This is a genomic window from Rubrivirga sp. (assembly GCF_049648075.1).
In the GTDB taxonomy this organism is placed as follows: domain Bacteria; phylum Bacteroidota; class Rhodothermia; order Rhodothermales; family Rubricoccaceae; genus Rubrivirga.
The window spans coordinates 1-11,245 of the sequence record NZ_JBARYR010000743.1; the positions used below are offsets into that span (position 1 = coordinate 1).

The 11,245-nt window shown below is 69.1% G+C and carries 11 protein-coding genes; 8 read left to right on the top strand and 3 right to left on the bottom strand.

Annotation, left to right across the window (positions count from 1 at the left end):
- The first annotated feature begins 155 nt into the window (after positions 1-155).
- From WBA11_RS19620 to WBA11_RS19635, 4 genes are all read left to right on the top strand, one after another.
- Positions 156-1,181, top strand: a complete 1,026-nt coding sequence (locus WBA11_RS19620; RefSeq protein WP_424522319.1) for an AAA family ATPase — start codon at positions 156-158, stop codon at positions 1,179-1,181.
- A gap of 81 nt (positions 1,182-1,262) precedes the next feature.
- On the top strand, positions 1,263-2,270 hold the full coding sequence (hprK, locus tag WBA11_RS19625; protein ID WP_424522320.1) for an HPr(Ser) kinase/phosphatase: 1,008 nt from the start codon (positions 1,263-1,265) through the stop codon (positions 2,268-2,270).
- A gap of 272 nt (positions 2,271-2,542) precedes the next feature.
- Positions 2,543-3,583: a M23 family metallopeptidase gene (locus WBA11_RS19630; protein WP_424522321.1), complete on the top strand. Its 1,041-nt coding sequence runs from the start codon at positions 2,543-2,545 to the stop codon at positions 3,581-3,583.
- Between the two features lie 138 nt (positions 3,584-3,721).
- The gene (locus tag WBA11_RS19635) at positions 3,722-3,940 is read left to right on the top strand and encodes a DUF2795 domain-containing protein (RefSeq protein WP_424522322.1); all 219 of its coding nucleotides are present in this window, start codon (positions 3,722-3,724) and stop codon (positions 3,938-3,940) included.
- Positions 3,941-4,054: 114 nt separating this feature from the next.
- On the opposite strand, the gene WBA11_RS19640 is transcribed toward WBA11_RS19635, so the two are convergent.
- Together WBA11_RS19640 and WBA11_RS19645 are read right to left on the bottom strand one after the other, a co-directional pair.
- On the bottom strand, positions 4,055-4,288 hold the full coding sequence (locus WBA11_RS19640; RefSeq protein WP_424522323.1) for a hypothetical protein: 234 nt from the start codon (positions 4,286-4,288) through the stop codon (positions 4,055-4,057).
- Between the two features lie 161 nt (positions 4,289-4,449).
- On the bottom strand, positions 4,450-6,879 hold the full coding sequence (locus tag WBA11_RS19645; RefSeq protein WP_424522324.1) for an ATP-binding protein: 2,430 nt from the start codon (positions 6,877-6,879) through the stop codon (positions 4,450-4,452).
- Positions 6,880-7,156: 277 nt separating this feature from the next.
- Here WBA11_RS19645 and WBA11_RS19650 point away from each other — a divergent pair, with 277 nt between their 5' ends.
- Together WBA11_RS19650 and rlmD are read left to right on the top strand one after the other, a co-directional pair.
- The gene (locus tag WBA11_RS19650) at positions 7,157-7,285 is read left to right on the top strand and encodes a hypothetical protein (RefSeq protein WP_424522325.1); all 129 of its coding nucleotides are present in this window, start codon (positions 7,157-7,159) and stop codon (positions 7,283-7,285) included.
- Positions 7,282-8,763, top strand: coding sequence for a 23S rRNA (uracil(1939)-C(5))-methyltransferase RlmD (rlmD, locus tag WBA11_RS19655; protein ID WP_424522326.1), 1,482 nt, complete (start codon positions 7,282-7,284; stop codon positions 8,761-8,763). The genes WBA11_RS19650 and rlmD overlap by 4 nt, the downstream gene beginning before the upstream one ends.
- Before the next feature lie 118 nt (positions 8,764-8,881).
- Here the strand turns inward: rlmD and WBA11_RS19660 are convergent, their stop codons facing one another.
- Positions 8,882-9,307 (bottom strand): hypothetical protein, encoded by a 426-nt coding sequence (locus WBA11_RS19660; protein WP_424522327.1) that lies wholly within the window; start codon positions 9,305-9,307, stop codon positions 8,882-8,884.
- Positions 9,308-9,486: 179 nt separating this feature from the next.
- Between WBA11_RS19660 and WBA11_RS19665 the strand changes: the two genes are divergently transcribed.
- Together WBA11_RS19665 and WBA11_RS19670 are read left to right on the top strand one after the other, a co-directional pair.
- Positions 9,487-10,179, top strand: a complete 693-nt coding sequence (locus tag WBA11_RS19665; protein ID WP_424522328.1) for a YceI family protein — start codon at positions 9,487-9,489, stop codon at positions 10,177-10,179.
- Between the two features lie 119 nt (positions 10,180-10,298).
- Positions 10,299-11,245, top strand: a 947-nt coding sequence (locus WBA11_RS19670; protein ID WP_424522329.1) for an NAD-dependent epimerase/dehydratase family protein, incomplete at its 3' end; no start/stop codon positions are given.

Here is an 11,245-nt window from a genome sequence, read left to right on the forward strand (position 1 = left end):
CCCTCGAGGTCGGACGACTCAGCCTCCTCGAGGACGAAGACGCCCCACGGGGCGTCTCTACGCAACGTTGGGACACCGAACCCGTCCTCGAGAGCCGAAGGCCGGCGCAGCCAATGCGAACCCCACGTATCCTCCGCCCGTCCCGAATCTCAACGATGACCGACCTCGATCCTGTACCCGCCGCCACGCCCGAGCCCGACCTGGGGGCCTTGACCGAGCAGGTCGCCGAGCAGTCCCGCTTCGTGGCTCCGCTCCTCGAGACCGTCGGCCGCGTCGTCGTGGGCCAGCCGCGGATGGTGGAGCGGTTGCTGATCGGGTTGTTGACCGGCGGTCACGTGCTCCTCGAGGGCGTCCCAGGGCTTGCCAAGACGTTGACCGTCTCGACGCTCGCCGCCGCTGTCGAGGCCCGGTTCCAGCGCATCCAGTTCACGCCGGACCTGCTCCCCGCCGACCTGTTGGGTACGCTCGTCTACAACCAGGCCGAGGGGAACTTCCTGGTCAAGAAGGGGCCCATCTTCGCCAACGTCGTCCTGGCCGACGAGGTCAACCGGGCACCGGCCAAGGTCCAGAGCGCCCTCTTGGAAGCGATGCAGGAACGGCAGGTCACGATCGGGGAGACGACCTACCCGCTGCCCCGGCCGTTCCTAGTCCTGGCCACCCAGAACCCGATCGAGCAGGAGGGGACCTACCCGCTGCCCGAGGCCCAGGTCGACCGGTTCATGCTCAAGACCGTCGTCGGCTACCCGACGCGGGACGAGGAGCTCGAGATCATGCGCCGGATGTCGCACGCGACCGACCTCCCCGAGACCCGACCCGTCGTGACGCCGGCTCAGATCCTGTCCGCGCGCCACGTCGTGGGGCAAGTCTACGTCGACGCCCGCGTCGAGGAGTACGTCGTGGACCTGGTCCTGGCAACTCGGGACCCGAAGGCACGAGGCGTGTCCGGCTTGGAGGGCTTGGTCTCGAACGGCGCGAGCCCCCGCGCGTCCATCGCACTCGCTCTCGCCGCCCGCGCCCACGCGTTCTTGCAAGGCCGCGCCTACGTCACCCCCGACGACGTCCGCGCGCTCGCCCTCGACGTGCTCCGCCACCGCGTCGCGGTCACCTACGAGGCCGAGGCCGAAGAGGTCACCTCCGAGGCCATCGTCCGCCGCGTCCTCGAGGCCGTACCCGTTCCGTGAGGGGCGGAGGGACAGGGGACGGAGGGATGGGCGCTCCCCCTCATCTCTTTCCCATCCCTCCATTCCTCGACCCCTCTGCCCATGAGAAAGCCCCAGCCCTTCCGCCGCGAGTCGATCCGCGTCGAGGCCATGGTCACCCGACTCCGCGAGCGTGTCGGCATCGACCTCGAGGTCGGCGGCATCGGGCCGAGCGAGCGTAAGGTGACCACGCGCCACGTCCTGCGGCCGGGGTTGGTGCTGGCCGGCTACACCGAGCACTTCGAGTCAGCGCGCGTTCAGATCCTGGGCAACACCGAGTGCCGCTACCTCGCCTGGCTCGGCGACGGCGCCGCCGACGCGTTCAGCACGCTGCTCTCCTTCGACCCGCCGTGCATCATTCTGACCGCCGGCAACCGGCTCCCCGACGGCCTCGCCGCCCTCGCCGACAACGCCGGCGTCCCGCTCTACCGCACGCCTCGCCCGACGGTCCCCTTCATGGGGATGCTCCGCGATGTCCTGACGGACCACTTCGCCGAGCAACTCACCGTTCACGGCTCGCTCGTCGACGTGTACGGGATCGGGCTCCTGCTCACCGGCGCAGCCGGGATCGGCAAGTCCGAGATGGCGCTCGATCTGGTCGAGCGCGGCCACCGACTGGTCGCGGACGACGTCGTGATGGCGACCCGGACCGGAACGGGCATCCTGATGGGCGCCGGGACCGACCTGGCCGAGCACTTCATGGAGATCCGCGGCCTGGGCATCATCGACGTCAAGGCGATGTTCGGCGTGCGCGCGATCCGGTACCAGAAGCGCATCGAGGTCGTCGTCAAGATCCACCCGTGGGACGAGAACGAGGAGTACACGCGGATCGGGATGGTGACGGAGACCGAGCCGATCCTGGGCGTGGACCTGCCGATCGTCAAGCTCCCGATCACGCCGGGAAAAAACGTGACGGTGATCTGCGAGGTGATCGCGATGAACCACCTGCTCCGCCACTACGGCTACGACCCGGCCGAGGCGTTCACGGAACGGCTGAGGAAGCGGATCGAGTCGAAGGAAGGCCGTGCCGTCGGCCGAGGCGTCGACTGGTTCGAGCGCGACTTCGAGTAGGACCGTCCTCGAGGGCGAGAGTTGTCGCCTCGGGATGACGCCTGAGATCGACCTCGAGACACCGCTTTCGGCGCCCTGAGAGGTGCCCCAGGGAGACGGAAGCGGTGATTGGAATGGAGATAGGGGGAACCCCCGGTGCGCGTGTTGCGGATCGCCCCGAGCTTCATCTATGTTCGGGCTGCCTGCGTTCGCTACCATCACCGGCCGCCCCTGGCCGAGCGAAGGCAGCGGGCGGCTACCGCCGGCCCGGTTGTTGCGGTCTGTCGGAAAACATGACCGCCCTGCCGACCCAGGCCGCCCGAAGCGACACTGCCACCACACCCCCACGCATGGCCGACAACCGCTTCTACTTCTACGACCACGACGCGTGCACCTTCGTCGAGGTCGCTCCAAGTCGGAAAGGGCTCTGGCTGAAAGCGGGGGCTGTGTTGTGCCTCTCCTTGGTGATGAGCGCCGTCGGCGTCGGCGTGCTGTCGAACGTCGTGTCGTCGCCGGCCGAGGTGGCCCAGGCCGAAGAGATCGACGCGCTGCGCGGGCAGCTTTCACAAGCCAACTCCCGGCTGACGTCGTTCTCGGACGAGCTGTCGGAGCTGGCCGAGACGGACCGCGAGATCTACCGGACGGTCTTGAACGCCGAGCCCATCTCCGAGGACGAGTTCCAGATGGGCGTCGGTGGTGCCGAGGACGGACGGTTCGCCCGCTTCTCGACGCCGACCTCGACGCTGCTCTCGGAGACCTCGGAGACGTTCGACCGCTTGGAACGCCAACTCGAGCTCCAGAGCCGCAGCTACCAGGAGATCCGGTCTCTCGCGACGGACCGTGACGCCGTCCTGCGGCAGCAGCCGGCCATCTTGCCGCTCCGCAACGCGCGCTTGACGTCGGGCTTCGGGATGCGGTACCACCCCATCCTGCGCGTCTCTCGGATGCACGCCGGCGTCGACTTTCCGACCCCGGTCGGGACGCCGCTCTACGCGGCCGGCGACGGGCGCATCAGCTTTGTCGGCACGCGTGGAGGCTACGGCAACGTCATCGAGGTCGAGCACCCGCTCGCCGGCAAGATGACCCGCTACGCCCACCTGTCCCGGGTCGCCGACGGCGTCAGCGAGGGCACCCTCGTTCGCCGCGGTCAGACGATCGCGTACAGCGGCAACACGGGGCTCTCGACGGCGCCGCACCTGCACTACGAGGTCCGAAAGCTCGACGAGGCGCAGACGCCGCTCGACCCGGTCGCGACGTTCGTCCCGGACGTCACGCCGGCTCAGTACCGCGAGTTGGTCGAAGCCGCCCGCTCCCAGACGTTGTCGTTCGACTAAATCGGTCGGTTCTCGGTGCCGCCTGACCGGTTCGGCACCCTCCGCGGGAACATCACGGCGTACAACCGTTGCATTCCCCGCCTCGCGGGCCTATCGTGGCCCGCCCGACGACTCGATTCTCCCTCCTTCTCTGAACGCATGTACTGGACGCTCGACCTTGCCGCGACGCTCGAGGACGCACCGTGGCCGGCGACCAAAGACGAGCTCATCGATTACGCTGATCGGACGGGCGCACCGGCCGGGGTGATCCAGAACCTCGAGGACATGGAGGACGACGGGGCTCCGTACGAGAGCATCGAGGAGGTGTGGCCGGACTACCCGACGCACAACGAGGACTTCTACTTCGAGGACGACTAGGACTACGGCCGGCGGATCCCGTCCCCGGCTTCGCGATACGGCCGGGCCGACCTCGAGGTCGCTGCCTATCGACGCGCCATCTGTTAGGAGCGCGCGTGCCGCCCTCGAGGACGGCTACGCGGCGATCGCCCGCCGAGCGTCGGAGCCGAACGTGCGCAGGGCGTCGTCGATGAAGAGGCGCGCGGCCCGAACAGCAGACACAGGCGTTCGATACGACGGGGCCGACGCGTGGAGCGTCAAGGTCGCGTCTCGGATCTCGAACCGGTACCCCTCGACGTGGGGACGGAGCGCGAGGTCGAAGCCTCGATGATGTGCGAGCGGTCGGTGCGAAGTCAAGAGAGTCGGCATCAGGGCGACCTAGATATCGGCCCCGTCAGGCTGCTCCTTTGGCGGATTCTCGATCTCGGTACGAAATGACGCTCCGGTTGGAGATGTTGTCCACGTGGGCGTGACGACGTCGCAGAGTGATCGGGACGCCGTCTCAGTCTGGGACAGCTCTCTCTCCGCTTCTAGCGCGCAGCTGGAGTCCCTGACAGGCGCGCTCGCGCATCGAGGGCGGCGGTCCTGAGTTGACGGAGACCGCGGGCCAACGCCTCAGCTTTCGAGGTGGTGTCGAGGCCGTCGCGCTCGCCCCGCTCGACCTGATAGGCCGCGTGCGCGAGCGCGTCCGCTCCGAGCGTGCCGGCGGCGGCCTTGAGCTTGTGTGCGGTGGCAGAGCGCTGACCAGGATCCGAGAGGAGCTCGGTGAGCGCCTCGTCCGTTCCGAGGTAGGCGTCGAGGATCTCGACGGCCAGCGCGTCGTCGTTGTCGCACAGCGCCCGGAGGTGGAGCGCGACGGACTGGACCGAGGGGACGTCCAACTCGCCGCGTGCACCTTCGAGGACGGGCGCGGCACGCGGCCTCGAGGGCAGGTCCACGGGCGTACCGGCGGTCCGCTCGAGCTCGGCGCGGAGATCGTCGAGGCGGACGGGCTTGGTGAGGTACCCGTCCATCTCCCGTCGGACGACCTCGGCGGTCTCGGCGAGGGCGTTCGCCGTGAGCGCGACGATCCGGGGCTGGCGTTCGGGGGGGAGGGACGCCCGGATCTGACGCGTGGCCTCCTGTCCGTCCATGGTGGGCATCTGGAGGTCCATCAGGACCAGGTCGTAGTCGGCGGCCTCGAGGGCGAGAACGGCCTGGAGTCCGTCTTCGGCGATGTCCGGCTCGATGCCCAGGCGACGTAGGAGCCCGACGCCGACCACGCGGTTGACAGCGTGGTCCTCGACCAGCAGGACGCGCAGAGGCCCGGCCGTACGGGGGGCGGTGGGCGTGTCCGCGTCTGGCACGGCCGACTTGGTCAGGCGTGCGACCACCTCTGCAAAGCGGTCCGAACGGACAGGTTTGGTGACGACGGCGTCGAACAGGCCTGGCGAATGGCTCCGGCTGCCGACCGGCGAGAGCGCCACCATGGGCCGGGCTCCGAGCCCGACACTTCGGCGGAGGTCGCTCGCCACGTCGAGGACGCCGTCGCGGCTCACGTCGAGGGCGGCCAGGTCGTACCGGCCGCCCTCGTCGATCCACTGGCGCGCCGCGTCGGCGTCGGCGACGGCGTGGACCTCAAGGCCGAGGCCCAACGCGAGCGCCACCACGGCTTCGCGGGCACCGTCGTGGTGCTGGACTAGGAGGAGCGTTCCAGCGGGAGATTCGGGGACGGGCGGCGGGGCGAGCTCGTCGACCTCGAGGACGACGGTGAACTCGGAGCCCTTGTCCACGACGCTCTCGACCTCGATCCGGCCACCCATGGCCTCGACGATCCGCTTCGAGATCGCGAGTCCCAAGCCGGTCCCCCCGTAGCGGCGCGTGCTGGACGTGTCGACCTGGGTGAAGGAGTCGAACAGGATCTCGATGTGGTCCGGCGCGATCCCGATTCCGGTGTCCGTAACCCGGATCTCGAGGGTCGCCTTGGACCGCTTGCGGCGCGCCCGGACGTCGAGGGTGACCGTGCCGGCCGGCGTGAACTTGACGGCGTTGGCCATCAGGTTGAGGACCACCTGTCGGAGCCGCGCGCCGTCGGTCAGAACCTCCGCGGGGACGTCGGCCCCGACGCGGCAGACGACCTCGAGGCCCTGCGACATGGCCGTGGAGGCGACCACCGCCGCTGCGTCATCGGCGAGCAGGCGGAGATCGACAGGCTCAGGGATCAGGTCGAGGTGACCGGCCTCGATCTTGGAGAAGTCGAGGACGTCGTTGATGACGCTCAAGAGCGCCTGGCCCGACGCCTGAATGGTGGACAGGGCCTCGCGCTGCTCGTCGGTGAGCGGCGTCATGGCCAGGACGTCGGTCATGCCGATGACGCCGTTCATGGGCGTTCGGATCTCGTGGCTCATCGCAGCCAGGAACTCGGACTTGGCGCGGGCGGCGGCGATGGCTTCTTCTTTCGCGTGCCGGAGCCGCTCGAGGCTCCCGTTCCGCGCGTGCGCCGCCGCGACGCCGATGGTCCCGAACGCGACCAACGTCGCGATAAAGGCAGGTCTGGGAACGCCAGGGGTTTCGACCCAGAAGGCAGCGGCCGAGGCCGCGCCCACGAACAGGACGGCGTAGATCGCCAGCGTCCGAGGGGCCTGGATTCCAGCGGAGCAGCCCATGAACACCAACAAGATGGCAAAGGCCGATGTCGGGGTCAGCCCGTTCACGGCCGCCACGCCGATTTGCCACACCGACGCAAGAATGAACAATCCGTAGACCAGACCGATGGCGTGGTTTCGGACTCGGCGACTGGTGAACGTGAGGACGCCGAGGGCGAGCGCCGCGAGCCCGAGCGACAGACGGGCCGCTCGGGGGTCGACGAGATCGGAGCCTCCGATCTGGTGCGCGACCCCGACGACGACGAACGCGGCTCCTCCGATGAAGAGGAGCGCTCGGTAGATCCAGAGGGGAAGGGAAGACGACTCCGAGGTCACGGGAAGAGGGGCTTTCGACCGGTGCCCGGCGGTTTGGTAACCGGCCAGGCCCGTCCAGGGGGAACAGGGGAGCCATACGTGTAGGGGCAAACGGCGCGCCACGCTCGGAGCCGTCCTCGAAGACACGGGTCCTAAGCCCGTCCCCGGTGCTCGTCCACCGTCCTCGATGGACGGAGAGTCGTCGCGACCTCGAGGCCGGACGTGCGACGGCTCTCCGTCCCCTCCCATGTGAAGAGGAGAGACATCGTCGGCTACCGCGAGGTCGGCCTCGAGGGCGATGGGCGACCGTGTCGGACTCCGCACCGCATCCCGTCCTCGAGGTCGGCTCGTTCCTCGTCCCGGCTTCCCCGTTGGCTGCGCCGACCTGGCGGTTCTCGAGGCCGAGGCCCGGTACCTTCGGGAATGACCGAGACACCCCGACCCCTCGTCCCCTCCGACCTCAAGCGCGGCCGTGACATCGAGCTCACGCTGACCGACTTCGCCGACCGAGGCAAGAGCCTGGCCCGTGTGCCGAGCCCCGACAAAGAGGGACGCGGCTACGTCGTGTTCGTCGCCGGCGCGGTGCCGGGCGACCGCGTTCGGGCACGCGTCCAGAAGCGGAAAAAGGGGTTCGCGGAGGCCCGGCTCTTGGAGGTCTTGGAGCCCAGCGACCTGCGCGTCCAGCCCCGGTGCGAGTACTTCGACGCGTGCGGCGGCTGCAAGTGGCAGCACGTCGGGTACCCGGACCAGCTCGCGATGAAAGCAGAGCAGACGCTCTCGGCCCTGACGCGCGCCGGCCTCGACCTCGAGGGCGCCGACGTCCGGCCGCCGTTGGGCGCCGACGACCGCGACGGCTCGGGCGGGACGTACTTCTACCGCAACAAGATGGAGTTCTCGTTCTCGGCCCAGCGCTGGCTGACCGACTGGGAGATCGCGAGCGGCGAGGAGTTCGACAACGACTTCGCGCTCGGGCTCCACGTCCCGGGCCGGTTCGACAAGGTGCTCGACCTCAAGGCCTGCTACCTCCAGAGCGAGTGGAGCGCGCGGCTCGTCAACCGCGTCCGCGACTTCGTCAAGGGTCAGCAGTGGACGCCGTGGCACACCCGCGAGCACCGCGGCTACCTGCGCATCATGGCCGTCCGCACGTCTGCGCACACGGACGACAAGATGGTCAACCTGGTCACGACCCACCACTTGCCCGAGCGCATCAAGGCGCTAGCGGGGTTCTTGAAAGCGGAGTTCCCCGAGGTGACGACGTTCGTCAATACGATCAACTCGGGCGTGGCGCAGACCGCGTTCGGCGAGGCGGTCCACACCGTCTTCGGGCCGGGCGTGATCCGGGACAAGATGGGCGAGCACACGTTCGAGATCGCCTCCAACGCGTTTTTTCAGACCAACACGGTCCAGGCCGAGCGGCTCTACGCCGTCGCCAAGGAGTTCGCCAACCTCAAGCCGGCCGACGTCGTGTACGACCTGTACTGCGGCGCCGGCACGATCTCGCTGTTCGTGTCCGACGCCGTCGAGCGCGTCGTGGGCGTCGAGCTGGTCGAGGAGGCCGTCCAGAACGCTCGGGCCAGCGCCCGGGCCAACGGCGTGACCAACTGCGAGTTCGTCGCGGGCGACATGCTGGAGCTGTTCCGTCCCGAGCTCATCGAGGAGCACGGCCGCCCCGACGTGTTGATCGTGGACCCGCCGCGCGCGGGGATGCACCCCAAGGTGGTCGGCCAGATCGCGCACCTGCGCCCCGAGCGGATCGTGTACGTGAGCTGCAACCCGCACACTCAGGCCCGTGACCTGGCGATGCTCCAAGAAGCGGCGGCGTACACCATCGAGGCCGTCCAGCCGGTCGACATGTTCCCGCACACGCACCACGTCGAGAGCGTCGTCGGCCTGCGGCTCGCGTAGCCGCCCTCGAGGCCGGCTGCGCGGAGCTACGCCGCAGCGCAGGGCGGACCCGTGTCGTCCTCGAGGCCGGTCCTCACGTGGGCAAGCGAGCCCGCATGTCCGACCTCGAGGGCGAGGGCTACTGCACCAACTCCTCGACGGGGATCGGCTCGTTCTCGATTGAGTCGGCGGGAGTGTCGCCGCTGCCGTCGTCCATCGTCGTGATGCCGCCGGCGATCCACAGGCCCAGGCCCACGATCGTCACTAGGGCGAGGCCGCCGTGCGCGATGATGACCGCGGCGGGCCACGGCTCGTCCTTGATTTGGCGAGAAAAGAGGTAGAAGCCGCCGGCCGCGACGATGACGAACGAGACCAGGATCCACCACCCGATGCTGGCGTCGACGTTGATGAGGCCCACCGTCAGGAGCGCGATCCCGGACAGGCCGAGCAGCCCGTGGGCGATGCCGAGGGCCATGCCGCTTTTGATCCCTCGGAAGTGCAGGACCGCCATCGTGGTCCCCAGTAAGGCGGCGGAGATGAACGCGAACAACGAGACCAGGTACATGGGGAGCGGGAGAGGGGACGCTGATACGTCACGGGTGATCGTCTCTGATTCCCTACGTTGGCAGATGGGGAGGCTCCCGATCGAACAATCGTTTGTTGTAACATGTAAGTAAGAGGCCGGGGCGCCGCCCCGTCTGACCCCAGCGCCGCTCGGCGCACATCCACCCACACCCACTCGTCATGACACGCACACTCTTGATCGGCGCGCTCGCCATCGGCCTGGCCGCCTGCGGCTCCGAGGCCGACACCACCGCCGTCGCTACCGACGGCGACGTCCAGACCGCCGGCACGCTCGTCGACGCCCCCGACATCGCCTCGGGCACCTACACCATCGACGCGTCGCACTCGCGGATGGAGTTCAAGGTCCGCCACCTGGGCATCTCGACCGTCTCGGGCACGTTCCAGGACGTCGCCGGCACCGTGACCGTCGGCGACGGGATCGGCTCGCTCCAGGCGACCGCGACCATCGACGCGTCCACGATCTCGACCGACAACGACGACCGCGACGACCACCTGCGCAGCCCCGACTTCTTCGACGTGGCGCAGTACCCCGAGATCACGTTCCAAAGCACAGAGCTCCGCGCCGGCGCGGACGGCGACTACGTCCTGGTCGGCGACCTGACCATGCACGGCGTCACGCGCCCGGTCGAGCTCGACGTCGAGTACGTCGGCACGGCGACGAGCCCGCAGGGGGTCGACAAGGTCGCGTTCACGGCCGAGGGCGAGATCAACCGCACCGACTGGGGCCTGACGTGGAACGCCGCCCTCGAGGCCGGCGGCGTCGTGGTCAGCGAGGAGGTCGAACTCGAGCTCGACGTCCAGGCTGACTTGCAGGCGGCGGACGCTATCGAGGACGCGTCCGCGGAGGCATAGGGACCTGGGCGGAGCCGTGCGGCAACGGTCGTCCGGTGCCGCCCCGTCCTGTGGCGTCCGTGATTGCGGGGAGCCAGACGGCCGGGCATGGCGTTGGGGAGCTTTCGCTCTCTCGCGTCATGCCCGGTTCGTTTTCTACCGCCTTCGTGACCGGCGGCACCGGCTTCGTCGGCAGCCACCTGGTCGAGGAACTGCTGTCTCGGGGCACGTCCGTTCGGGCGCTCGTCCGGTCGAAGCCGAAGTGGCTGTCCGGCCTCGAGGTCGAGACCATTCCCGGAGGTTTGCATGACGCCGACGCACTCCGTCGCGGCCTCGAGGGCGCAGACCTCGTCGTCCACGTAGCCGGACTAACGCGGGCACGCGACCAGGAGACGCTCGACTGGGCCAACGTCCAGGGCACGCGCAACGTCCTCGAGGCCGCGCGCGACGCCGGTGCCCCGCGTGTCGTGGTGACGAGCAGTCTGGAGGCGCTCGGGCCGAACGTCCTCGAGGACGGGCAGCCGGTTCCGGCGACCGAGACCGACCCGCTGCGCCCGATCTCGATGTACGGCGTGAGCAAGGCCCGGATGGAGGACGTGATCCGCCGCGACTTCTCCGACCTCGGGGTGACCGTCGTCCGCCCGCCGGCCGTCTACGGGCCGCGCGAGGCCGATTTGTTTGAGATGGTCAAGGGCGCGTCGCGGGGCCTGTTCCCGGTCGTCGGTGACGCGACGGCGCCTCGGCTGTCGATGGTCTACGTCGAGGACCTTGTTCGCGGCATGGCCGACCTGGCGGCGTCTCCAGATGCGAAAGGGGAGACGTACTTCGTGGGCTCGCCCGGCTACGCGTGGTCGGAGGTCCGCGCCGCCCTCGAGGCCGCCCTCGGCCGGCGGGCGCTCGAGGTGAAGGTGCCGGCGCCGCTGATCCTGGCCGTCGGGGCGATCGCGGAGCGGGTGGGGGCGCGGTTTGGGGCGCTGCCGCCGCTGACGCACGACAAGGCGGAGGCGGCTCGGCACACCTGGATCTGCGACTCGTCGAAGGCGCGGGAGGCGGTCGGGTACGGCCTCGAGGTCGGCCTGGCGGAGGG

Bases quoted from the DNA above. Each gene is read 5' to 3' on its own strand.
- WBA11_RS19635 (WP_424522322.1), top strand. From the start codon at position 3,722: ATGTACTGGACGCTCGACCTTGCCGCGACGCTCGAGGACGCACCGTGG.
- WBA11_RS19665 (WP_424522328.1), top strand. From the start codon at position 9,487: ATGACACGCACACTCTTGATCGGCGCGCTCGCCATCGGCCTGGCCGCC.
- WBA11_RS19660 (WP_424522327.1), bottom strand. From the start codon at position 9,307: ATGTACCTGGTCTCGTTGTTCGCGTTCATCTCCGCCGCCTTACTGGGG.
- WBA11_RS19630 (WP_424522321.1), top strand. From the start codon at position 2,543: ATGACCGCCCTGCCGACCCAGGCCGCCCGAAGCGACACTGCCACCACA.
- WBA11_RS19650 (WP_424522325.1), top strand. From the start codon at position 7,157: ATGGGCGACCGTGTCGGACTCCGCACCGCATCCCGTCCTCGAGGTCGG.
- hprK (WP_424522320.1), top strand. From the start codon at position 1,263: ATGAGAAAGCCCCAGCCCTTCCGCCGCGAGTCGATCCGCGTCGAGGCC.
- rlmD (WP_424522326.1), top strand. From the start codon at position 7,282: ATGACCGAGACACCCCGACCCCTCGTCCCCTCCGACCTCAAGCGCGGC.
- WBA11_RS19620 (WP_424522319.1), top strand. From the start codon at position 156: ATGACCGACCTCGATCCTGTACCCGCCGCCACGCCCGAGCCCGACCTG.
- WBA11_RS19640 (WP_424522323.1), bottom strand. From the start codon at position 4,288: ATGCCGACTCTCTTGACTTCGCACCGACCGCTCGCACATCATCGAGGC.